General features: G+C 63.6%; 20 protein-coding genes and 1 pseudogene. 13 read left to right on the top strand and 8 right to left on the bottom strand.

The genetic code is table 11. The features are described 5' to 3' along the window. Positions 1–540: 540 nt before the first annotated feature. Positions 541–975 (bottom strand): hypothetical protein, encoded by a 435-nt coding sequence (locus ATB98_RS03235; RefSeq protein ID WP_066868932.1) that lies wholly within the window; start codon positions 973–975, stop codon positions 541–543. Positions 976–1,153: 178 nt separating this feature from the next. On the opposite strand from ATB98_RS03235, the pseudogene ATB98_RS03230 reads away from it, so the two are divergent. From ATB98_RS03230 to hisN, 3 genes and pseudogenes are all read left to right on the top strand, one after another. Then, positions 1,154–1,357, top strand: a pseudogene (locus ATB98_RS03230) (VOC family protein); the annotation flags it as partial. A 144-nt stretch (positions 1,358–1,501) separates the two neighbouring features. Beyond that, positions 1,502–1,681, top strand: a complete 180-nt coding sequence (locus ATB98_RS03225; RefSeq protein ID WP_153436038.1) for a hypothetical protein — start codon at positions 1,502–1,504, stop codon at positions 1,679–1,681. A 123-nt stretch (positions 1,682–1,804) separates the two neighbouring features. Continuing rightward, complete coding sequence (gene hisN, locus ATB98_RS03220) at positions 1,805–2,611, top strand: histidinol-phosphatase (protein WP_066868926.1); 807 nt, start codon at positions 1,805–1,807, stop codon at positions 2,609–2,611. Between the two features lie 68 nt (positions 2,612–2,679). Here hisN and ATB98_RS03215 read toward each other — a convergent pair whose 3' ends face one another. Further along, entirely contained in the window at positions 2,680–3,714 is a 1,035-nt protein-coding gene (locus tag ATB98_RS03215; RefSeq protein ID WP_407695281.1) for a helix-turn-helix domain-containing protein, read from the bottom strand. Between the two features lie 144 nt (positions 3,715–3,858). Here ATB98_RS03215 and ATB98_RS03210 point away from each other — a divergent pair, with 144 nt between their 5' ends. The 3 genes from ATB98_RS03210 to ATB98_RS03200 all read left to right on the top strand — a co-directional run bounded on the left by ATB98_RS03210 (position 3,859) and on the right by ATB98_RS03200 (position 8,825). Next, positions 3,859–4,926, top strand: coding sequence for an alpha/beta hydrolase family protein (locus ATB98_RS03210; RefSeq protein WP_066868923.1), 1,068 nt, complete (start codon positions 3,859–3,861; stop codon positions 4,924–4,926). Positions 4,927–5,042: 116 nt separating this feature from the next. Next, positions 5,043–8,426 carry an adenylate/guanylate cyclase domain-containing protein gene (locus tag ATB98_RS03205; RefSeq protein WP_268801771.1) on the top strand — a complete coding sequence of 1,128 codons (3,384 nt, stop codon included), beginning with the start codon at positions 5,043–5,045 and terminating at the stop codon, positions 8,424–8,426. 18 nt (positions 8,427–8,444) lie between these two features. Next, positions 8,445–8,825, top strand: a complete 381-nt coding sequence (locus ATB98_RS03200) for a YybH family protein (protein ID WP_066868917.1) — start codon at positions 8,445–8,447, stop codon at positions 8,823–8,825. A 110-nt stretch (positions 8,826–8,935) separates the two neighbouring features. Here the strand turns inward: ATB98_RS03200 and ATB98_RS03195 are convergent, their stop codons facing one another. Then, a complete protein-coding gene (locus ATB98_RS03195) occupies positions 8,936–9,148 on the bottom strand; it encodes a hypothetical protein (RefSeq protein WP_066868914.1) in 213 nt (70 codons plus the stop codon). Positions 9,149–9,485: 337 nt separating this feature from the next. Here ATB98_RS03195 and repA point away from each other — a divergent pair, with 337 nt between their 5' ends. The 3 genes from repA to repC all read left to right on the top strand — a co-directional run bounded on the left by repA (position 9,486) and on the right by repC (position 13,151). Continuing rightward, positions 9,486–10,679: a plasmid partitioning protein RepA gene (gene repA / locus ATB98_RS03190; protein WP_407695282.1), complete on the top strand. Its 1,194-nt coding sequence runs from the start codon at positions 9,486–9,488 to the stop codon at positions 10,677–10,679. 3 nt (positions 10,680–10,682) lie between these two features. Then, complete coding sequence (gene repB / locus ATB98_RS03185) at positions 10,683–11,684, top strand: plasmid partitioning protein RepB (RefSeq protein ID WP_066868905.1); 1,002 nt, start codon at positions 10,683–10,685, stop codon at positions 11,682–11,684. A 156-nt stretch (positions 11,685–11,840) separates the two neighbouring features. Next, a complete protein-coding gene (gene repC, locus ATB98_RS03180) occupies positions 11,841–13,151 on the top strand; it encodes a plasmid replication protein RepC (RefSeq protein WP_066868902.1) in 1,311 nt (436 codons plus the stop codon). Between the two features lie 635 nt (positions 13,152–13,786). On the opposite strand, the gene ATB98_RS03175 is transcribed toward repC, so the two are convergent. After that, on the bottom strand, positions 13,787–14,626 hold the full coding sequence (locus ATB98_RS03175) for a glycosyl transferase (RefSeq protein WP_066868899.1): 840 nt from the start codon (positions 14,624–14,626) through the stop codon (positions 13,787–13,789). A gap of 589 nt (positions 14,627–15,215) precedes the next feature. On the opposite strand from ATB98_RS03175, the gene ATB98_RS03170 reads away from it, so the two are divergent. Continuing rightward, positions 15,216–16,379, top strand: a complete 1,164-nt coding sequence (locus ATB98_RS03170; protein ID WP_066868897.1) for an RHE_PE00001 family protein — start codon at positions 15,216–15,218, stop codon at positions 16,377–16,379. 32 nt (positions 16,380–16,411) lie between these two features. Here ATB98_RS03170 and ATB98_RS03165 read toward each other — a convergent pair whose 3' ends face one another. After that, a complete protein-coding gene (locus tag ATB98_RS03165) occupies positions 16,412–16,927 on the bottom strand; it encodes a hypothetical protein (protein ID WP_066868894.1) in 516 nt (171 codons plus the stop codon). Between the two features lie 118 nt (positions 16,928–17,045). Then, positions 17,046–17,906, bottom strand: coding sequence for a DMT family transporter (locus ATB98_RS03160; protein ID WP_066868891.1), 861 nt, complete (start codon positions 17,904–17,906; stop codon positions 17,046–17,048). A gap of 99 nt (positions 17,907–18,005) precedes the next feature. Between ATB98_RS03160 and ATB98_RS27770 the strand changes: the two genes are divergently transcribed. Beyond that, positions 18,006–19,511, top strand: a complete 1,506-nt coding sequence (locus ATB98_RS27770) for an aminotransferase-like domain-containing protein (protein WP_084435264.1) — start codon at positions 18,006–18,008, stop codon at positions 19,509–19,511. On the opposite strand, the gene ATB98_RS03145 is transcribed toward ATB98_RS27770, so the two are convergent. Together ATB98_RS03145 and ATB98_RS03140 are read right to left on the bottom strand one after the other, a co-directional pair. Continuing rightward, positions 19,426–20,766 carry a mechanosensitive ion channel family protein gene (locus tag ATB98_RS03145; RefSeq protein WP_066868882.1) on the bottom strand — a complete coding sequence of 447 codons (1,341 nt, stop codon included), beginning with the start codon at positions 20,764–20,766 and terminating at the stop codon, positions 19,426–19,428. The genes ATB98_RS27770 and ATB98_RS03145 overlap by 86 nt on opposite strands. 138 nt (positions 20,767–20,904) lie before the next feature. Beyond that, on the bottom strand, positions 20,905–21,594 hold the full coding sequence (locus ATB98_RS03140; protein ID WP_066868880.1) for a TetR/AcrR family transcriptional regulator: 690 nt from the start codon (positions 21,592–21,594) through the stop codon (positions 20,905–20,907). Positions 21,595–21,782: 188 nt separating this feature from the next. Between ATB98_RS03140 and ATB98_RS03135 the strand changes: the two genes are divergently transcribed. Both ATB98_RS03135 and ATB98_RS03130 read left to right on the top strand, forming a co-directional pair. Then, positions 21,783–22,268 carry a RidA family protein gene (locus ATB98_RS03135; RefSeq protein WP_066868877.1) on the top strand — a complete coding sequence of 162 codons (486 nt, stop codon included), beginning with the start codon at positions 21,783–21,785 and terminating at the stop codon, positions 22,266–22,268. Positions 22,269–22,612: 344 nt separating this feature from the next. Continuing rightward, positions 22,613–23,359 carry a hypothetical protein gene (locus tag ATB98_RS03130; RefSeq protein ID WP_066868874.1) on the top strand — a complete coding sequence of 249 codons (747 nt, stop codon included), beginning with the start codon at positions 22,613–22,615 and terminating at the stop codon, positions 23,357–23,359. The last annotated feature ends 108 nt before the right edge of the window (positions 23,360–23,467 follow it).

Genomic DNA, 23,467 nt, shown 5'->3' with positions numbered 1-23,467 from the left:
TCTGGTAAGCCTTTGTCGTAAAAGCAGTTTCTCAGATTCGTGGGCCCGATGCACCTCCCTACTTTGAGAGATTCAGGCTAGTTGCGGTTATTGGCTCGGCTTGGATGAATGACAGATTTGGGACCGCAGAACGACGCACAACCGAACGCGACGCCCGGCCCGTGCCCTCTACCTCAACCGCAGGCGGCCTCCCGCGCAGCGGGTTCGTTTGTCGAACCCAAACCGGACATGCGGGCTCCGGCCACGGTCCCATTCGAGACCTTTCGCGCTGTGAATGGTCACGATCTCGACCGTCTCTTGACGCTTCGATCCTTCCTTCCTGGCGCGAGGCGCGTCGATCCCAGTCGAGTTGGAGATGGCGGACGAACGCCCTGAGGCCCCGAACGTCAAAGGGCCGCGCGAGCTCCACAATCCGACGCGCAGCGCGATTGTTGCCGCTCCGCACTGACAGCGCGACACGCAACTGGAGCTGCTCGATTGCCTCGGCCAAGAGTATGCGCGGCGTTGTGACGTTTACGCGCGCGCAGTTTTTGCAGGGTTTCAAGGACGGAGCGGGCGACGCCATGGGATACCAGGGGCGCGTCGTGATGTCGAACAGGCCTGTGGGGAGGCCTTGGGGCCGGCCTGATGGACCTCTTCGGCAATGTCGAGCAGCTCTTCGTCCGTGGACCATCGCTCCGCGCATGAAGGCTCCAAATGCAAGCCGGTCGCGCGAATCCGCGCGCGCGACAGCGCAAGGACGTCCTGCGTCTCCTGCTGCAGAAAGAGCGTCTTGCCGGCCTGCGACGCAACGGCAGGCCCGCGCGCTTCCAGTGCGCGTTCGTAGCGCCACAGGTTGGAGCCAGGAGTGGGATATCGCCCATAGCGAGGAGGCCGCGGTCGCCGGGTGTGCTCGTCCTCGATTTCCATGGCCCTGATGAGCTTTGAGCAGATCTGTGCAATGACGGCCGCCTCGTCATCCCGCTGCTGCGCCATCTTGGGCTTCTCTGGAGTCGGCCCAATTTCGGTTGTCAAACCTCACTCGGTCGAACGTCCCAGATGGATCGATCTTACCGGTTCCATCCTTCGTGGAAGGGTGGAAAAACCGACGTTTCGAGCAGCACGCTTTTGCCCTGTTAGAGCCGCAGCAGGCGGTCGGAGCACTCTTCTCCTGGTGGGCCGGCACATGGTGATGATGCCTCACCTCGGGGTCGTTCTTCTACTCAACGTATGGCTCGAACTGGCCGGCCGGTTGGAAAAGGCGGGCATCGCCTTCGACATTCCTCCGGTCGTTCGCTTCGAGGGTGAGCCGGGCGAACAGCGCACGATGTTCTTCTTCGATCCGAGTGGAAATCCGATCGAAGTGAAGGGCTTCAAGTCAGAGCGACGAGATCACTCGGGTCATCATTCGCAACGGGCCGTTGGCATCGCGTCTCATTGCGTCATCTATCTTTGCGGTGAGAAAGCGATCCGCGCCTCCTGATGCCCTATCCTGAGTTCGATTACAGCAGGGGAGGAAACCTTGAAACCACAAAGAATCGATGCGCGCGCCCTGCCGGTGGCGCTCTGTCTTCTCGCCTCTCTTGGCCTTTGGCTGCTCGGCACGCTCGCGGAAGACCTTTCCGGCCAGGTTGCTTCCCTTTACGAGCTTCAGGCCACGCTCAAGAGAGATGCGGTCGTGTCTGTTTTCGCAGGAAAATAGGACATCCGGCTTGCCACCTGCTGTACGTTACCAATCGCAAAAGGTGGCAGGCGGCGGTGGGTCCTCCCCACCGCCGCCAACTTTAAAGAGGCTGAATACGGTCTGTTACGCAGGATAATCTCGATGACCAAGCTACCCCCCGTTTCGTTCCTTCATCGTCTTGCCGACGCGGCTTCAGGCGAAACCTTGCCCCGATTCCGCACGGAGCTCGACGTGGAAGAAAAGTTCAAGCCCGGCTATCGCTTTGATCCGGTGACCTTGGCCGACAAGGAGGCCGAAAGGGTCCTGCGCGACTTGATTTCGTCCGAGTACCCCGATCATGCGATCCTCGGCGAAGAATATGGAGAGACTGGCACTGGCCCATGGAAATGGGTCATTGATCCGGTCGATGGAACGAGGCCCTTCATCTGCGGCATCCCGGTCTGGGGAACCCTGATCGGCCTGACGCTCGAGGATCGCAGCGTCATGGGCATGATGAGCCAGCCCTTCACCAAGGAACGCTTCTGGGGCGATGAGGAAGGAGCGTGGGCCCAGGACTCGTCGGGTACCCGCCGCATGCGGACCCGATCCACGACGGATCTGTCGCGAGCAATCCTGCACACGAACTCGCCTGAGCGGTATGGGGATTTTCCGGAGGTAAACTTCGCACGCTTGCGCGACAGCGTCCAGATGACCCGCTATGGCGGGGAGTGCTATGCCTTCGCCATGCTCGCAGCGGGACAGATCGATATCTGCCTGGAACTGGCGTTGCAGCCCTACGACATCGTGCCCTTGATACCGATCATCGAGCAAGCGGGGGGCGTTGTGACCGGATTGGCGGGCGAGCGCCCCGAAGCCGGCGGCCACATTCTGGCGTCTGCAAATGCGGCGCTGCATGAGCAGGCGCTCCGAGCGTTGAACCTTCCTTCATGCGCGCGGGGGGTGATATGAAGCCGGAAAATGTAATCGATTTCAACGCCGTTGGCACTCCGGTGTGGCGGTAGGGCTCTTGCGAAACATCAGGCTTCTGATCGACCCGCTGCTCGGTTTTTCTCGCGCCAGGAGGCGGGGCTCAGGGAGGTGACGCGTCGGAACTCGCGATTGAAGTTCGATTTGGTCTGAAATCCGGACTCGAGCATGGCCGCGGTTACGGACATGTCGGACTCCCGCAGCAACCGGCAGGCTTCGGCAATGCGGAAGTCGTTGATATATTGCGAGACGTTCTTGCGCGCGAGCCGATTGACCGCAGCGGATATCTGGCGGGCCGGCAGGCCCGCACGCCGCGCCAGTCGCGACAATGTCAGGTTTTCGTCGCGAGCCAGTTTCTGATCGGCGAGCAAATGGTCGATCCGGTCCAGAATGTCGCGATCCTCAGCCGTCGACGACGCTCGATCCGCGGCCGCGGCCGATACCGGCACCGCCCGCTCGCGGGCTGCGACCATGGCGGTAAGGCCCAGAAACAGCAGCCCCGCAAGATTCGCGCTGCTGACGATGAGGGCGGCATTCGCCCCTTTGCTCCACTGGAAGTCCAGAAGAACGGAGAGATCGACCAGCGCCGACAGGCACAGCGATGCGGCAGCAATGAGGAGCGCGCGGTGTGCCGCGCCGGCACCCTCCAAACGCGCCTCGTCCAGCGCGTCGGGACCCGTGCGGCTGAGGTTCAAGAGGACGAGCGCATAGCCGACGAACAGCAATATCAAGGCAATGTCGACCAACCCTGGCGAAACCAGGATGAGTGCCACGATGCTAAGCGGCGGGCTCGCGTAAATCCAGACGGCGCCGGTCTCCGCCTGCTCGCGATGGCTCAGGTTGCGGAAGCTTTCAAGCACAAACGCCGGCAGACAACTCGCCACCACCGGAAGCACGTATCCAAGTCCCGCGACGTCGTAGCCCCACCGCAGACCGACGATGATCGACTGCAAGGCGCACAGGGCGACCAGCGCAAGGAACGGGCGATTGCCTTTGTGGCCCGCATCACCGCGCAGCATCGCAGCGAGGAGGATAAGGAGCAGCAATGCGACGACGAAGGGCAGCGGCAGGAAGATCAAGTCCATGTCCCTTGAGTGCACTTGAGTGGCGATCAACGCAGGTGTTGACCTATATCGCGATTCGGGACGACCTCGATCGTGATCGAGGAAGCGGAGAGCGAAGTTATCGGCAACCAATCTGCCGGTCCCTACCAACTTCGTGAGACAGCCATGAACCGATTCCAAACTCTCCCCGCCATTGCACTCGCCGCCGCCTTCGTCGTTCCCTGCCATGCAGCCGAGGTCGGTGTGCGCGAGATAAGCGTCACAGCGCCCAAGCGTGGGCAGGACCTTGCCGTGACCGTATGGTATCCCGCCGCCGCCGGCGGCGAGCCCGTTCTCGTCGGCGACAACAGGGTCTTCAAGGGGGCGCCGGCGATGCTCGACGCGCCTCCCCTACAGGGACGCTTTCCGTTGGTCGTGATGTCTCATGGCTCGGGCGGCCGTATCCAGGGCATGAGCTGGCTTGCCGCGGAATTGGCCAAGGCGGGCTTTGTCGTTGCCGGTCCCAATCACCCCGGCTCGACCAGCGGCAACTCGACACCGGCAGACACGCCGAAACTATGGGAACGCACCCAAGACCTGTCGGTCGTGATCGACAGGCTGACCAGCGATCCGCAATGGCGCGATCTCATTGCGGCGGACCGCATCGGCGTCCTGGGCTTTTCGCTCGGAGGTGCCGCCGCCATGGAAATTGCCGGGGCGCGGGCAAATCTCGATGCCTATGCCCGCTATTGCGACACCTATGCGAAATGGGATTGCGCCTGGTATGCCGGCGGAAAAGCCTATGCCGGCGACAAGGCGATCGACGTCGAAGAGGTCAATCTGCGCAAGATCGACAGGGCGCGCTTCGAGCAATCGAACCGCGACAGCCGCATCAAATCCACTGTTCTGATCGACCCGGGTCTCGCGCAAGCCTATGACGAACAAAGCCTCAGGAAAATCGCGATCCCGATGAGTTTCATCAACCTCGGCAGCAGCGGCACGATCCCCGCGGCGGTCATCGCCGACCGGCTGGCGGCCGTGACGCCAAACGGATCCTATGCCGCCATCGCTGGCGCCGACCATTTCAGCTTCCTGCCCGAGTGCAAGGAAGGCGGTGCCGAATTGCTGAAATCGGCGGGCGAAGTCGATCCGATCTGCGAGGAAACCGATGGCCGCTCGCGTGGCGACGTCCATGCCGAGTTGGTGAGCCTCGTGCGGCGCGCCCTGCAGACGACGCTCAGCGATCGCTTGTGACGTTCCCACCCCGGGGCTGGGGGCCGGTCGCATCCCGGGGCGGCCGGCCCGGCGCTGCGATGCGCTTCGGGAATGGATGCTGTATACTGTCGTTTTAGGGTCGTTCGGAGTGGACCCTGATGATCGTCGCGTCATGGCTGGAAAGCTTGGGACTTGGGCAATATGCCTCTGCCTTCGATAGCAACGCGATCGACGCTGAGATGCTGCCGAAGCTCACCGCCGAGGACCTGAAGGAGATCGGGGTCGCCGCGCTTGCCCATCGGAAGAAGATTCTCGAGGCCATCGCTGCCCTCGAAAGCTGCCGAAACAGCCCGATTGCGAGAGAGCAAGCCGCTTCGGCGGCAGCCTCCGCCGGCAGCCAACCCGCGGCGCCCCGCCCGCGCGAAGCCGAAAGGCGCCAGCTCACCGTCGTGTTTGTCGACCTCGTTGGCTCGACGGGCCTCGCCACCCGTCTCGACCCGGAGGAAATGAGCACGCTGCTGCGCCAGTTCCAGAATGCGGTTGCGGGCGAAATCGTCCGTTACGACGGCTATGTCGCCAAGTTGATGGGGGATGGCGTCCTCGTCTATTTCGGCTGGCCGCAGGCGCACGAGGACGAGGCAGAGCGGGCCGTCCGGGCAGGGCTTGCCGTCGTGGAAGCCGTGAAGGCGCTCCCCACCAGGCACGGCGGGCAGCTCTCCGTCCGCGTCGGCATAGCAACCGGCCTCGTCGTCGTTGGCGACCTGATTGGTACGGGTGCCGCCCAGGAAAACGCCGTGGCTGGAGAAACGCCCAATCTCGCTGCCCGACTGGAGAAGCTCGCCGAGCCGAACACGGTGGTAATCTCGGAGTTGACCTATCGGCTGGTCGGCAGGCTGTTCGAGGTCAGGCGGATCCGCCCGCAAAAGCTGCATGGCTTCGACACCCCCACCAGTTCCTACCTGGTGATCGGAGAGGGCCGGGCCGAGGGCCGTTTCGACGCCCTCCACGCCGGAGTTGCCGCGCCCTTGGTCGGCCGGGACCTCGACATTCGCCTGCTGATCGAGCGATGGAATCTCGCTTCGTCCGGGGAAGGACAAGTGGTGGAGCTGTTTGGCGAGGCGGGGATCGGCAAGTCGCGAATTCTCCAGGAGCTTCGCGAGCGGCTGAAAGGCGAACCGGTCACGTATCTGCGCTACTTCTGCTCGCCGTACCATGCGCAGAGTGCGCTCTATCCCGTCGCCGACCAGCTGATCCGCGCCGCCGACATCAACCGGACCGACCCGCCGGAACGGCAGCTCGCCTTTCTCGAGGAGCTGCTTGCGACGACGCGGGACCCTCAGCAAGCCGTTCCGCTGATTGCAGCGCTGCTGTCGATCCCGACCGGCGACCGTTACCCCAGCCTCGACCTGATGCCACAAATGCAGAAGGCGCGCACCTTCGAGGTCTTGATCGAGCAACTGGAGGCCCTTGCCGGCAACAAGCCGGTCCTCATGCTGCTCGAGGACGCCCATCATCTCGACGCGGTTTCGGCCGAGCTTTTCGACAAGGTTGTCGACCGCATTCAGCGATTGCCGGTCATGCTCATCGCCACCTATAGACCGGAGGGAACGGTGCGGTGGAACGGCCTCCCCCATGCGACCTTGCTGACCTTGAACCGATTGAGCCGCGCCCAGGCAGCCTTCATCATCGACACGATGACAGGCGGAAAGCATCTCCCCTCCCCGGTCCTCGACCAGATTCTCTCCAAGACCGAGGGCGTGCCGCTCTTTGTCGAGGAGCTGACGAAGGTGATCCTCGAATCGGGTCTGCTCGTCGAGTCCGGCGAGGCCTACGAACTCTCGGGTCCCTTGCCGCCGCTTGCGATTCCCGCGACGCTCCATGACTCGCTGATGGCGCGCATCGACCGCCTCGCCTCAGCCAGGGAAGTTGCCCAGATTGGCGCCGTGATCGGTCGGGAATTCAGCCATGATCTTCTCGCGGCGGCCGCCGGCATGTCGGAGGACGAACTGGAGATGGCAACGGAACAGCTCGTCGCCGCAGGTCTCGTATTCCGCCGCGGCGGCAGCGGCCAGGTGAGCTACGCCTTCAAGCACGCATTGGTTCAGGATGCCGCTTACGGGAGCCTGCTCTTGAGCCGGCGCCAGCAGCTCCACGCTCGAATTGCGCAAATCCTCGAGGCGAGTTTTCCGGAGACGGTCGCAACCGAGCCTGAATTGCTGGCCCACCATTTCGAACAGGCGTCCCTCGTCGAAAAGGCCGTCGAGTACCATGAACGTGCGGGACGGCGGGCATTGTCGCGCTCGTCGCTGTCGGAAGCGCTCCTGCGTTTCCGCAACGCACTCGACGGATTGACGCTTCTTGCGCCTTCGCCGGAGCGGGCGCGTCGCGAACTCTCCCTGCAGCTCGCGTTGGGAAGCGCTCAGATGACCGCGCATGGTTTCGCTGCGCCTGAGACCGGCGCCGCCTATTTGCGCGCAAGGGAAATTTGCGAAGAACTGGGCGAAATGCGGCAGGTATTCCCTGTCCTCTACGGCCTTTGCCTCTATCACCTCTATTCCGCCGAACTCGCCGAGGCGCGTCGCGCGGCAGACCGGCTCCTGGAACTCGCCGACAGCAGTGACGACCGCGGGCTCTCGTTCTTCGCCCATCGGGCGGCCGGTGTCTGCGCGCTGCCTGCGGGCGAGTTTTCGCGCGCCCGGACGCACCTTGAGGCGGCCCTGGCGCTTTATGACCCGCAGGCGCATCGGTCCCCCGCCTTCGTCTATGCCTTCGACCCGCGCGTGGTATGCCTCGACTACCTGGCGCGAACCCTTTTCGCCCTCGGCTTGCCCGAGCAGGCACTCGCCGCCAATAACGAGGCGACGGCCGAGGCGCGCAGCATAGGACACCGCAACAGTCTCGCGCTGCCCCTGTTCTTTGGCGGCGTCCTCCGCCAAGTTCTGGCCGACCGCGACGGCGTAAGGCTTCGCGCAGCGGAACTTCTGCAAATATCGGGAGAAGCGGGATTCAGGCTTTGGCACGCCGGCGCCACCATCCTGCAGGCATGGGTGGTCGCCGAAGAGGGCGACCCCGGCCGCGGTCTGGCCGACCTGCAACGGGGCCTCAGGGAATGGCAAAGTACGGGTGCGCGATACATGCTGCCTTACTTTGCCGCCGTTCAGGCGCAAATCGAGATGAAAGCCGGTAACACGGCGGAAGCGATCCGGCTGCTGGAGAAGGCTCAGGCCGACATCGACCGGACGGACGAACGCTGGTTCGCGGCGGAAGTGCTCCGTCTCCAGGGTGAGGCCCTGCTCCAGTCAAAAGCCGAGCATGCAAGCGAGGCTGCGGATTGTTTCCGCAAAGCCCTGGCTAAGGCGCGTGCCCAGCGGGCACGTTTCTGGGAGCTTCGCGCGGCGGTAGCCCTTGCTCGCCTGGACGGCGCCGAAACAGGCGCGAGGGAACAGGTGGCTGAGATCGTCTCGAGTTTTACTGAAGGATCGGCATTGCCGGACCTTAAAGCAGCGCAAATGCTCGCAGCGACTGCAGGATCGGCTTAAGCGCCGAGGGAGGAGATCATGCCGGAATCGGATATCCGCGAAATGGTCAGGCAGGCGAACGACCGCTGGAATGCCGCCTTCAACGGCGGAGATGCCGGTGCCGTCGCGGCGCTTTACACGGCGGACGGCGCGGTGCTGCCGCACACCCATGCCGTCGTCAGGGGAACGGCCGCGATCGCCGATTTCTGGGCGGGACTGATTTCGGCCGGTGTCAAGGATCACGGCATTGAACTCTTCGACGTGGAAAGCGAGGGGAACCTCGCTTATGCGAGCGGCAGGTGGTGGGCGACCGGATCGGGCGAAGACGGAAACGCAGTGCGCTTCGAGGGCACGATCGTCACCATCTTCCGAAAACAGGGCGATGGCTCCTGGAAACTGTGCCTGCACACGTGGAACTGAGATGCGCCGACGTCAAAAGAAGTTTGCTGCCAGGTGGAATCACCTGACGTCGCACAAATGCAGCAAAAACAATAGAGCGGTGGCGCGAACGCCTGTGGGCGCATCCCGCTCTAAGCAGGGATGCGCCGTTCAACTGATTCCAACCAGTAAAAAAGATGCCAGGGGGTCAGAAAAGCACGCGCCCACTCCTGCTGACTTTGGCGATCGCGCTCCTCGGCGTCGTCGTCCCCAGAGGGGCATGCGGCGACCGTTTCCTTGCGGGCTGCCGTCTTGCGCTGAGGCGGGGCGAAGTAGCCAAGGGTCATTCCGCCGAGATAGAACATTGAGCACCCTTTCTTTTCGACCTTTTATCGAGCGATGCTGCCGGTGCGCCGCGGTCCTGTCAATAGTCTACTAAATTTATGATCTATATCGCGACGCGATCCCGACCGTGTGAGGCCGGTCGTTCGGAGACGCGCCGGTTGTCCGCGGACAACTGCTCGCTCACCCAGTTGTCCGCGGACAACCTAAGCAACGAAAGTCATGAAACTGCGATGCCGCGGCGGCATAAAGGCGGGTTTTGTTAAGCGTTTGTAAATTGGCAACGAATCGGCGCATAGTATATCTGCGCAGATTGGCTCCTATTGCCGAATTTTGCGCAGTTTTTTGGAGATGGGGATGTTGCAGCAGAGAATCCAGGGTCTCGAGGAGCAGGAGCATTTGCCATCGCTGCTCGCTGCCGACGCTCGGGAACTTGCGCATCAACTGCAGGAACATCAGAAGAAGATCTTCTCCCCGACGGCCCAGAAAACCATGCGGCTCTTCACCCCGGCCGAGGCCGCCGCCTTCATCGGAATCGGCGAAGGCTACCTGCGCCAGATCGCATCAGAAGGCCACGGGCCGCAGCCGCTGTCAAACGGCCGGCGCATGTATGCGGTGGAGGATATCGACCGTATCCGCCGCGTCCTCGACGAAGGTTCCAAGAGCGGCAAGTATATTCCCCATCGCCGGCCGGGCGAAAAGCTGCAGGTCGTTTCGGTCATGAATTTCAAGGGCGGGTCGGGCAAGACGACGACCTCGGCCCATCTTTCGCAATATCTCGCGCTGCGCGGCTATCGGGTGCTGGCGATCGACCTCGATCCGCAGGCCTCGCTTTCCGCCCTCTTCGGCCACCAGCCGGAACTCGATGTCGGCGAGGCCGAAACGCTCTACGGCGCCATCCGCTACGAGGATCCGCGGCCGATCGCCGAGGTCGTCCGCTCGACCTACACCGCCAATCTTCACCTCATTCCCGGCAATCTCGAACTGATGGAGTTCGAGCACGAGACGCCGAAGGCGATGGTCGGCGGCTCGGCCGAGACCCTGTTCTTCGCGCGCATCGGCGAAGCGCTCTCGGAAATCGAGAGCTTCTACGACGTCGTCGTCGTCGACTGCCCGCCGCAACTCGGTTTTCTCACCATGTCGGCGCTCTGCGCCGCGACGTCCGTGCTGATCACCGTGCATCCGCAGATGCTCGACGTGATGTCGATGTCGCAGTTCCTGTCGATGACGAGCGAGCTCATGGCCGTCGTCGAGAAGGCGGGCGGGCGCACCAGCTACGACTGGATGCGCTATCTGGTCACCCGCTTCGAGCCGAACGACGGCCCGCAGAGCCAGATGACCGGCTTCATGCGGGCAATCTTCGGCAACCGCATGCTGCAGAATGCCATGGTGAAGTCGACCGCGATCTCGGACGCCGGCGTCACCAAGCAGACGCTCTACGAGGTCGAACGCTCGCAGTTCATCCGCGGCACCTATGACCGGGCCATGGACTCGCTTTCGCTCGTCAATGCGGAGATCGAAGAGATGATCCGCAAGGTCTGGGGAAGGAAGTAACCGATGGCGCGCAAGAACCTGATCGGCATTTCCGACAGCCACGCTCCGCTTGACGGCGAGCGCCCGGCCGTCGAACGACCGATCGCCGGCCTTGCGCCGACGCACAAGCCGAGCGGCCTGGTCGGCGGCATCACCCGATCGCTCTCGAATATTACCCAGAAGGTTGAGCGCGCCGAGGAACTGGAGCGCCGGCTGGCGGAGGGCCAGGCGGTCGTCGAGCTCGACCCGTCGCTGATCGACGCCTCCTTCATCACCGATCGCCTCGGCGTCACCGCCGAGGCTCAGGCGATGCTCGCGCAGCAGATCCGGGACCACGGACAACAGGTTCCGATCCTCGTGCGGCCGCACCCGACGGAAAAGGGGCGCTACCAGGTGGCCTACGGCCACAGGCGGCTTGCGGCGTTGCGCGAGATCGGGGCCAAGGTCAAGGCCGTCATCCGGCTCTTGAGCGACGAAGAACTCGTCATTTCACAGGGCCAGGAGAACAACGCCCGCACCGACCTCTCCTTCATCGAGCGCGCGCTTTTCGCCACGCGTCTCGAGGACCGCGGCTTTTCGCGCGAGACCATCATGTCGTCGCTTGGCGTCGACAAGGCGGCGCTTTCGAAGATGATCACCGTCGTGCGGCGGCTGCCGGTTGAGGTCATCGAGGCCGTCGGGGCCGCGCCGGGCTTCGGCCGCAGGCGCTGGATGGAACTGGCGGACCTCATCGACCGCGACGGGCAGCCGGCAAAGGCGCTCGGGCTTGTCGGGGCGGCGGATTTTGCGGCGCTGGAAAGCGACCAGCGCTTCGAAAAGCTGTTCGCGCAGCTCTCCGTCGCCAGGGAGCGGGCAAAGGCGGAGACCTGGGTCGCACCAGACCGAAGCCGGGCGGTTCGCATCCGCGAGACCGATTCGGAGACGACGCTGGCCTTCAGCAAGAAGGCGGCACCCGGCTTTGCAGATTTCGTGAGGCAGAGGCTCGATGCTCTCTATCTCGAGTATCAACAGGAAACAGGAGACTAAACAGAGCAAAAGAAAAAGGCTTCCGAACGACTAGCGCTGCGGAAACCCTTCTCTCGTGTAGCAACTTGAGATTCCCATTTCCGCGAATCAGTGTCAAGCGTTTTTGACGTCGTTTCGGCGAACGGATTTCTTTTGCCTTGGAAAAGGTGAAGAAAAATGGAACGTGGAAATGTCACGACGCCCTTCGGGCGGCGGGCGATGACGCTTGGCATGCTCGCAAGTCAGATTGCGGCCGGCGGCATCCCGCCGGAGCGATCCGTCGACAAATGGAAATTATTCCGATCCGTCTGTGAAGCGAAGAGCGTGATCGGCGTCTCCGATCGATCGCTCGCGGTTCTGAACGCCCTCTTGAGCTTCTATCCCGCGCCCGAGCTCTCAGCGGAGAACGGCCTCGTCGTTTTTCCGTCCAACGCGCAACTGTCGCTCCGCGCCCACGGCATGGCCGGCACGACGCTGCGCCGACATCTCGCCTGCCTCGTCGAAGCGGGCCTGATCCTGCGGCGCGACAGCCCGAACGGCAAGCGCTATGCCCGCAAGGCCCGCAACGGTGCCGTCGGCGAAGCCTTCGGATTCGATCTTGCACCGCTCGTCGCCCGCGCGGAGGAATTCAAGACCGCCGCCGCGGAGATTGCCGCCGACCGACAACAACTCCGCCTGCTGCGCGAAAGGCTGAGCCTCTCCAGACGCGACGCCGCCAAACTGCTCGACCTCCTTCGGGAGGCAGGACCGCAAGGAGACTGGCAACCGCAGCAATCGCGGTTCGACGAGCTTGCCGCCCCTCTGCCGCGAAAGGCATCTGCGCGCGACGTCCAGGCCGTCGGCCATGCGATGGCACAATTGCGTGACGATCTCGCCAATCAATTGGAAGAATTGCTTAATCGGCAAAAAACGGACACCAATGATCGCCAGAATGGATGGCACATACAGAATTCACATCCAGACTCTCGATCTGAATCTGAACACGGCTTGGGAAAAGGGCGGGAGGTCTTTCTGCCGAAGAGAGAAGAACCGACGACGGCTACGGTAGCCGACGGACCGAAACCGCACGACGATCCTGCCGAAGCGGACAGCCGACGGACCGCCAGCCTTGTGCCGCCCGCCACGCCTGTCGCACGGTTCGACCGCCAGATACCCCTCCCCGTCGTTCTGGCCGCCTGCCCGCAAATCGCCGACTATGCCCCCGCCGGCCGCATCGCGAGCTGGAAGGACCTGATGACCGCCGCGATCGTCGTCAGGACCATGTTGAACGTCAGTTCCGACGCCTATGACGACGCCTGCGCGGTGCTCGGCTATGAGAATGCCGCGACGGCCATGGCCTGCATTCTGGAGCGCGCCGATCGGATCACCTCTCCGGGCGGCTATCTCAGGGATCTGACGAGGAAGGCGAAACGACAGGCCTTCTCGATCGCACCGATGGTCAGCGCCCTCACGCGCGCCAGAAGGGGAGGCGCCCCGCCGGCAAACTGAGGCATATCCATAGGACACGAACATGCGGCAATTCAAAGTGCCGCAGCGACCTTTGCGCATCTGATAGGGCGTGTGGCGCTGTAGACGTAGCGGGCACCTATACTATGCTCGAGGACACCGGGGAGGCGCGTCGGCGCGAAGCTTTCTCCGACGACGGTGGCTCCGATCAAATGCGTGGAAGATATCCGCCGTGCCATTGCCTTGCGCCGGCAAATATCGGAAACTCGCGCCAGCTTTGATTGGCGCACCCGAGTCGTCCCGGTGGCTCTTTCTTAACGAATTTGCGGCAATCATAACATATTGGCTGAAAAGAGCTTTCTTCCCCTCAGCGGAAGCTATCTCGCCGATAATTTCCGTCACTCGGATGCCCTAAAAAGAGACACTTGCCGCCGCGGTTTCTGCGCTCGCCCCGGCGAGCCGCCGGTCGCCACAGGGTTCTTCGGATTGCAACGGCAACCGCCTGCCGGCCACCTGGCGCTATCTGCCAAGGCGAACTTGAGGTGGCCCCGTCAGGCGTCATCTTACGCTCGATGATTTCGATGAAAAGGCCCGAGGCGCGAACTCGAGGATGGCTCCCGCGAACTCAGAGCCATCAAGTGTTGACAGCTGTTAACGACCCCTCGGCCGAAAACCGATCACTCGCGCCAGTGCTCCGCCACCCATGGGCTCGGGAGAATGTAATGGCGGAGGTAGCGGAAGGCGTTCTTCTCACGCCGCTCGGGAGAAAAGAGACCGCGCACATGGCCGAGCGGTGTCGCCGGCCGCCCCCTGTAACCGAACTGGCCGTCGATTGCGTGTTGCGGCAGCAGACCGCGCGGGAAGATCACCACCCGGGCGTCGGCTGGCAGGCGGGGGGCCAGGAAATAGTTGAGCGGGAAGGGCCGGCGGCAATCCTGGCGGAAATGCAGCACGAAGCGCCGGGGAAAGAATTTCGCACCGCCTGGCGCGTTGCGCGTCACGAAGCGCTGCTCGAATTCATATTCGTCGGCCACCTTCTGCGGGTCGGCGCGAAACTTCTTCTGCAAGGGGATGAGCTTGCCGACCGGAAAGCGGAAGAGCGAGGTCTGGCCCAGTCGCTCCAGGGGCGTCGTCTGGTTGCGCGCCATGACGACGTCGTCGGCATCGCCCATTTCGAAAAAGGTGTCGAGCGAGCCGACGATCACCAGGTCAAGGTCGAGAAACAGCACCGGGCCCTTGAGCGTGCCGAGCGTCGCGCCCCAGAGCCGCGCCTTCGGCCAGATGCCCTTGGTATTAACCGGCATCTCGACATCGAGCGGAGGCAGGTCCTCACAGAGGATTTCCGGCCGCAGCCCATCGCGGTTGTCGGTGAAGCAGGTGAAGGTGAAGGGAGGGGTGATGTTGCGCGCCACCATGGCATAAAGGCGGTTGACGAAGGGCGCGCCATATTTCGTGCCCCAATTGATGCAGATCACCTGCTTGACGCCGCCGCTTGCGGCCAGAACGCTTGAAGTCATTCACGCATGCCTTCTCATTCATTGAGGGTTCGGCAGTTCCGGTCCTGAAAGCCGGAACGCCGCGAGGCTTGAAAGGGATTGCGACCGTTCGGTCGGGTTTCGACGCATTAAAGATAGGAATTCCTACGCCGTTGCAAGCGACCGATAACGACGGTCCGAAAACCGGTCGTGGCAATGCGCGCGGTAGGCCGCACGACCGCAGAGTTGACAGCTGTCAACGGCGTTTGCTGCGGCGAGCGCATTTCTGTTCCGCCGATCGAGGTGAGGGAATGCCTGCTGCCCGTATCCTCGGGCGGCCATCGAATGCTGACAAGGACCTGCGGCGCTTAGAGCATTTTGCAGTCAGGTGGAATCACCTGACGTCGCACAAAAGCGGCAAAAGCAAACAGATAGCGCATTGCGCGAGCGTATGTGAGCGTATTCCGCTTTGGTGTTGACAGCTGTCAACCATCCCCGACCGTTCCCGGCCCGCCGGGTTAAACGACACGCCACGATCGCCGCGCATTAGCGGTGGAAAACCCTGCGAAAGCTGTGACGGAAGGAAATCGCGTGTTACCTTCCGTTTCGCCAGCAATGCCAGGCTTTTAAAATGAGATACGACAGCCCCGATCCGTTTCACCCGAGCCTGCTGCCGGCCCTGATCGCCGCCGAGGACGCGCTTGCGCGTCTCGATGAGCGCGCTGCTCGCCATCCGGTGGCGGAAGGCTTTCGCGAGCGCGGACAGTTCTTCGATGCAGCCGCGGCCCTTTGGGTGGCCGGCGAACTCGTCCATGTCGAGGATCTCGTTCTGCACGATTCGCACATGGATGCGCGCGCGCCGTCGCATGAGTTGACCATCGCGCATGCCGTCTTGAGGACGCGGCGCCGATTGGAACTGGCCGAACCAGGCTGGGCCTTGACGGCGGCCGGGTTGAACGTGTTGCGGGGCGAAGAGGGGAGCGGGGCGCCGCAGATCGAGGACGACGGCGCCCGCGCGCCTCGGCCCGACGGGGATCACGCGGAGGAGGTGTGCGAGGCGGCCGAAAGTCCGGCGGACAATCCGCTCGCCGACGAATTCGCCGCGCTCGACGCGGCGCTCGCGCGCTCCGAGCGGCTTCTCGACATGCATGCGGGGAGCATCGCCGCGGCCGGCTTGCCGCTCGCGCAGACGCCGACGGCGAAGTCCGAGCCGGAGGGTCAGCTCGGCCTGCTCTTCGATGAAGAATGGGACGAGGCCGCGCGGCTCGATGCCTGGCGCGGGGTGCTGGCTGTCGCCGATCAGCTGCCGGCTTGCCTCGGGGCGGCGGTGCTTTTCGACGCCTGGGAGCGCATCGAGCCGCTGCGCCGCCAGCATTGGCTCGGGTCGCTCCTGGTCGGTGCCTACCTGCGCTGCCGCGGCAAGGTCGTTTCGCATGGGCTCGCCTTCAATACCGGGCTGAAAACGATCCGCCACGAGCGCCGGCGCTCGAAGGACCGGCTGACGCGTCTCGGCGGCTTTCTCGAGGCGATGACGGCAACGGCGGATCTCGGCCTCAAGGAACTCGACCGGCTGTCGCTTGCCAGGACGCAGATGGAGATGCGGATTCGCGACCGTCGCTCCAACAGCAACCTGCCGGGGCTGATCGATCTCGTGCTGTCGCGGCCAATCGTCTCGACCGGGCTGATCTCCCGCCATCTCGGCGTGACGCCGCGCGGCGCGCTCAATCTGGTGCGGGAACTCGGGCTGCGCGAGATGACGGGCAGGGGGCGCTATCGCGGCTGGGGCGTGCTTTGACTGCCTGCCGTCGACGGATCAGGGGTGAAATGTCAGCTCCGCCGCAGATTGATCTCGCTCGTCACCACGCGCTTGCCTGAGGCCGGGTCCACGTCGACGGTGCTCAGCCGCATGCCGTCAGGCCCGAGCCTTTGGACGATGAGGTTCGCCACGCGGTCGCCGTTGACTTCCCTTGCCCAGCGGATCGTCAAGCTGATCGCGTCGCCCCGCCGTCTTCCCGACAAGGCCGACCTGCCACCTTTCGGGCCGACATAGATGCCGGTGTAGTTCGAACCGTCGAACCTCAGGTCGGCGCTGATTGCACGCGACACGACGAGCATGCCGCGGCAGGTTCCTCGCATCGACAGAGCCGCGCCGTTCGCCTGCGAGGAGAAATTGCAGGACACGTTGATCGGCGACCTGTTGATGCGGATCATGACCGTGCCGCCGCCGGCCCATCGTCCTTCGAGCGAATCGAGAAAGGCCGTCTCGTCGGCAGGGGCAGCATTGGTTTCCAGGGGAAGCATTCCTGCGACGAGCAGGAGCCGAAGCATCTTCCGCCGCAACATCCTCGACCTCCCCTCCTCGACGAACGCGCCTGGTGTTACCGGACAGAATGAAACGTTGGATCGCTCGGAAGGTTCCCGCACCGCCCGTCGTTCCGGAGCGTCAGTCCGACCGCGGCGATCATGCGAATTTCTTTGCGCCGGCGACGCAGGCGACGATCGCGAGCGTTGCCGCGAGCATGGTCCAGCTTACCGTTTCGTCGAGCAATGCGGCCGCCAGCGCCAGGCCGAAGAAGGGCTGCAGCAATTGCAATTGGCCGACCGCGACAATGCCGCCCTGCGCGAGGCCGCGATACCAGAAGATGAAGCCGACGAGCATGCTGAAGACGGAGACATAGGCAAGGCCGGCCCAGGCGGCGGCGTTCAGGTGCGCGAAGCTCGCCGGCATGGTCACGAACACCAGTACCGCCATCACCGGCAATGACAGCACGAGCGCCCAGGAGATGACCTGCCAGCCGCCGAGCTTGCGCGACAGGGCCGCACCCTCGGCATAGCCGAGCCCGCAGGCAAGGATGGCGGCGAGCATCAGGAGGTCGCCCTTGGGCGAGGCCGAAAAATCCTGGCCGAGCGCGAAACCGACGACGATGGCGCTGCCGAGGCCAGAGAACAGCCAGAAGGCCGGGCGCGGCCGCTCGCCGCCCCGAAGGACGCCGAAGATCGCGGTCGCAAGCGGCAGCAGGCCGACGAAGACGATCGAGTGGGCGGCGGTCACGTGCTCGAGCGCGAGCGCCGTCAGGAGCGGGAAGCCGACGACGACGCCGAGCGAGACGACGCCGAGCGCCAGGAGGTCGCCGCGCCCCGGCCGGCGTTCACGGAAGGCGACGAGCAGGCAAAGCGCGATGAGGCCGGCGATCGTCGCGCGGGCGAGAGTGAGGAAGACCGGGTCGAAGCCCATCACCGCGAGCCGTGTCGCCGGCAGCGAACCGCTGAAGATCATCACCCCGAGGAGGCCGTTCACCCAGCCGCTTGCCGTCCTGTCCATGCCGATTTCCCTTCTTTCCGGTGTCGGATTGTTCTCCGGTATTGCGGCGATGCGGCTGGCTCTTCCAGAGACAGTCAGGTACAGTTCGGAAGAACTGTCATGGTAAAGGGGCCGATACGGATGAAGCCGCAGGCGATGGATCACACGGCGGGTGACGGGGGCGAGACCCGGATCGCCAGGGTCATGGAGACGGTCAGGCGCCGGATCGCCGCGCGCAGCCTGACGCCGGGCGCGAAGCTGCCGTCGATCCGCGCCTTCGCGGCGACGATGAAGGTTTCCAAGTCCACGGTGGTCGAGGCCTATGAGCGGCTCGCCGCCGAAGGCGTGATCCGCTCGCGGCCGGGATCGGGCTTCTTCGTCGCCGCGCCGCTGGCACCCCTGTCGCTTGCAGAGATCGGCCCGCGTCTCGACCGGGCGGTCGACCCTTTATGGATTTCGCGCCAGGCGCTCGAACCGGGGAAGGGGGTCAAGATGCCGGGCTGCGGCTGGCTGCCGCCCTCATGGATGCCGGAGGAGGCGCTGCGGCGCGCCCTGCGGTCGCTTGCGCGCGGCAATAGCGCGACGCTCGTCGACTACGGCTCGCCGCTCGGCCTGCTGCCGCTGCGGGAACTGCTCGCGCGCCGCATGGCGCAGCACGGCATCGAGGCCTCGCCGGACCAGGTCATGCTCACCGAATCCGGTACGCAGGCGATCGACCTCGTCTGCCGCTTCCTGCTGAAGCCGGGCGACGTGGTTCTCGTCGACGACCCGTGCTACTTCAATTTCCACGCGCTGCTCAGGGCGCACCAGGCAAGGGTGGTCGGGATACCCTACACGCCGTCCGGTCCCGACACGGACCGCTTCGCCGCAGCGCTCGCGGAGCACCGGCCGCGCCTCTACATCACCAATTCCGCCCTTCATAACCCGACCGGCGCGACGCTGTCGCCGCTCGTCGCCCATCGCCTGCTCAAGCTTGCGGACCAGTCCGGCCTGACGATCATCGAGGACGACATCTTCGCCGATTTCGAAGAGACGCCGGCGCCGCGCCTTGCCGCCTTCGACGGTCTCGAGCGGGTCGTGCATATCGGCAGCTTTTCAAAATCGCTGTCTGCGGCCGCGCGCTGCGGTTTCATCACCGCACCGCGCGACTGGATCGACGGGCTGACGGACCTCAAGATCGCCACCAGCTTCGGCGGCCCCGGTTTTTCCGCGGAGCTGGTGCTGGCGCTTCTGACGGACGGCAGCTATCGCAGGCATATGGAAACGGTGCGACAGCGTCTGGCGCGCGCGATGGCGGACGTTTCCGGGCGGCTGAGGGCGATCGGCATCCGCCCCTGGATCGAGCCTCAGGCGGGCATGTTCGTCTGGTGCCGGCTGCCGGACGGCATCGACGCGGCGGAGCTCGCAAGGAAGGCGCTCGAGAAAGCGATCGTGCTCGCGCCGGGCAATGTCTTCAGCCACGCCCGGACTGCCGGCAGCTTTCTGCGCTTCAACGTGGCCCAGTGTGAGGACCAGCGCCTTTTCGAGGAAATCGCGGCGCTCATGACGGGCCGGACGCCCCACCCGCTCGACGAGGGTGCGGTTGCGGCGTCGTCGCATCTGCGACCTCGACCGGTGTCTTCATGATGATCTCGCGACGCGGGTAGGGAATCTCGATGCCGGCCGCCTTGAACGCATCCCACAGGGCCATGAGCACCTGGCCGCGAACGTTGGTAAGGCCGTTGCTCGGATCGGAAATCCAGAATCTCAACTTGAAATCGATCGACGATGCACCGAAACCGGTCATCCAGCAGACCGGTTCGGCATAGGCGCTGGCGACCCGCGGAATGGACTTGGCGGCCTCGATCGCGATCCGGGCAACCTCGTGCGGATCGCTGTCATAGGAGGTCCCGAAGCTCACCTCGATGCGGACGAAGTCACTCGAAAACGACCAGTTCACGACCTGCTGGGAAATGAAATCTTCGTTCGGGATCAGGGATTCCTTGCCGTCCCTCGTGATCACCGAGACGAAGCGCGAGCGCAGGTCGCGGATCGAGCCGAAGGTCTCTCCGAGGGTGATCGTGTCGCCCGGCTTGATGGATTTGTCGAGCAGGATGATGATCCCGGATATGAAGTTGGACACCACCTTCTGCAGGCCGAAGCCGATGCCGACGCCGACGGCACCCGAAAAGACCGTCAGTGCCGTGAGGTCGATCCCGGTTGCGGAGAGCGCAATGGCGCCGGCAACGACGATGAGCCCGATCTTGACCAGTTTGCTGATGAGGACTTTCAGCGAAGGGGTGAGCTCCGCCGACTTCTGTATCCAGTTCGACGACATGTTGCCGACGAGAACGGCGAACCAGATCAGCGCCGCGGAAAGGACGATGGCCTTGAGCACGAGCAGCATCGAAAGACGGACGGCGCCGAGATTGACGGCAATGCTGTCGAGCGCCGCGAGAACCGTGCGATCGAGTCCGAGCGCGTAAAGCGCGAAGTAGACCCAGCCGACGACGGCGACGAGGCGCGCCAGCATGAGGCTCCTGATAAGGCGCGTGAGGACCGAGATGACGAACCAGGCGGCAACGAGCGTCAGCGCCGTCGCCACCAGCCAGCGGTAGGACGGCCATCCGAATCGCAACAGCATGACGTCGGCGATCCACAGCCACACGATCAGGAAGAGCCACTTGAGCCGGCGCATGAAGGCGATGATCACGCGCAGCAGATCGGGGTTCCCCTTGATCGCCCGGGCGCGCGCCTCCAGAGCCGGCTCGATGCGCCTGGCGAGGAAACCGGAAGCGAGATAACCGATGGCGATCAGGGCGGACTGGTAGAGGGTCCACTCGTTGAGAAGGAAGGTCTGCAGCCATGCCCTCACGGCATTGACGGCTTCGACGAGATCCATCGTCTTTCTCTCTTCGCAATCTGTCGACTGCAAGTCTCCCTGACCGGAGCCGATTTCACAGAAATGAACTATAGCGCAATTCGACGGATCCCAGCGATCTTCCTTCCTGCTGCATGTCTCCTTTGATCGACCTCGATTTTAAGGACAAAGGCCATCGAGCAGGAAGTCGAGACCTTTCCGGAACGCACCGTCCCAGTCGTCATCGAGCAGCAGACGCGAGCTCTCGATCGTCGGGTAGCGCCCGCTGAGACCTGCAAGGCGCTGCTGTGCGGCCGCCTGGTCGTCCTTGGAAAGGTCGAAGCTCGCCCGGGTGACGGTCGCGCCCATCACATGGTTCCAGAGCGACCAGATCGCGACGTTCAGATCCGCTTGCGCCACACCGGCGCTGGACAAGGTCTTGCCCAGCAGTTCCAGGCGGGCGAGGATGTTCGGGCCGAGCGCCCGGCGCGGCAAGAGGGAGGCCGACCAGGGATGGCGCAGCATGCTGGCGCGCCAGTCCTCGAGCATATGCACGACGTCTCCCCGCCAGTCTCGAGGCTCAACGTGCGGCGATGCGCGATATTCGAGCACTGAGTCGAGCGCCAGGTCGAAGACCTGCTCCTTGTTGGCGACGTGCCAATAGAGGCTCATCGCGCCCGCGCCGAGGCGGTCGGCCAGCCGACGCATCGACAATCCTTCGAGCCCTTCGGCGTCGAGCAGTTCCACCGCGCCCGCCACGATCCGTTCGAGAGACAGCGGGGGTTCACCACGCGGCTCCCGCACGGACTGGGGCGACGCACCGTTACGTTTGGACCGTTTGCTCCGGGCGCCGCCGCCTTTGGTTGTCATTCGTTTTCCTCACTGATCAGGCGTCGATTTTGGCCGGCAAAGCGACGAATGTCGATCCTGCCCGATTGACTCGTACGCTGTACGATGCGATTTGATCGTACGCCGTAAGATTCAATTGCGGCAATGCGTAAAGTTCAACTTGGGGCCGCGACGGACGGTAGCGCAGTCCCCGGAGCCAAAAGAAGATCATGTCACGCGCAATCAGGCATCTGCTTATCGGAGGGCTAATCATGACTATGGGAGTTTCTGCTGCGACGGCAGCGAATGAGAGCGATCGGAAGCTGACGATCGTCAATCCGAAGAACCTCTACGACCCGACGCCGAATGGCTACAGCACGGCGGTGGTCGTGCCGCGCGAGGCGCGGCTCGCCTATATCTCCGGACAGGGCGGCCAGGACGGCACGGGCGCCTTGTCGCCCGACTTCGCCGTCCAGGTGAAGCAGGCCTACGCGAATTTGCGCACCGCTCTCGATGCGCTCGGTGCGAAGCCGGATCAGGTCGTCAAGCTCACGATCTTCGTGGTCGATCACGATATGTCCAAGCTTGAGGTGCTGACCAGGAACGTCAAAGAAATGTTCGGCCGGGCCCTGCCGGCGCAGACCTTGATCCCCGTGCCCAAGCTTGCGGTCGACCCCATGCTCTTCGAGGTCGAAGCCGTCGTCATGCTGGAATAGTGGCGCGATGCGGAGGGTGGCGCTGGCGGCGCCGTAGCCCCCGCCACCGCCGGCGTGCTCACGATCTGGCTCCGCACGATGCTGTATCGACAGCCATAGAAGGGTGAGAACAGCGCTGCCATCGACACGCGTCGCTGCGAAACGAAAACGTCGATTTTTCAAGCGGGCGGCGCAGCCTGGCCGCATCTATTCAAATGTTCGCAACTACTAATAGTTGCCCTAAAGACTTTTCATCTCGCACAACGTGTCGTATGGAAGCTCCGCGAACAGTGCGCTGAATGAATTGATCGCCTTCAAAAAAGGCGTAACTCCGCCACGGACGATGCACGCAGGGGAGGTAGAGCATGGCGTTCACTTTGGAGGTCGTCGGCAAAGGGTTTCGGCTGAAAAGCGCTGACAACAAGCGGGAAATCGACGTATCGCCGGCGCAGGCAAAGGCCTGGCAGGAGGTCCTCGACCGGCGTGCGCGCGAGCAGGGGCTCAAGAATTCGGAGGAACTGCTGGCGAATGTGAAGATCGCCGTCCCCGAGAAGGGCGATTCGCAATTCAAGATCGGCAAGCAATACGCGTTGAGCGACGCCGACACGATGCTGATGATCGGCGGCAATGTTCAGTTCTCCAATCCCGATCTCATCCACGCCTATCACGAGGGAAGCCTCAATCCGGACTTCGTGCTCGTGCCCACCATGCAGCCGGAGGGCGCGCCGGCCGCGATCGACGCGATCAAGGCGCCGGCTTCGACGCCGGAGGGGCGCAAGCAGGCGGTCGAGACCTATCTCGGCAAGCATTCCGGCAGTGTCGAAGAACGCACCAACGCGGCCGTCGCGCTGATGGAGTCGCGCGCCGACTTCGGTTCGCCCGAATTGCAGGCGCCGCGGCTCAAGGAGATCATGGACGTCCTCGTCGAACCCTATGAAGGGGAGGACGAAAGAAGGAGCATCGTCGACGCCCTGACGCAGCATTCGTGGTCATCGGAGCCGGCTGACGGCAATGCCCCTGACGACAAGGGCCCGAACGAGAAGAACCTTGACGACAAGGGCATGGACAAGCTCATCGCCGAGCATGCCCGCACCGCGTACGGCCTGCGCTAGGAAGGCCGAATATCCCCAGATCGTCACACGCGTGAAGGGCGGCCGCTGCCGCCCCTCGCGATCCGCATCCTTCGGCAATCTTGCCGATCCGAGTTCAAAGAACGGAGC

This window comes from Sinorhizobium saheli (genome assembly GCF_001651875.1).
Lineage (GTDB): Bacteria > Pseudomonadota > Alphaproteobacteria > Rhizobiales > Rhizobiaceae > Sinorhizobium > Sinorhizobium saheli.
The sequence above is the reverse complement of the archived record's forward strand: the minus strand, read 5'-3'. Positions and strand labels throughout refer to the sequence as shown.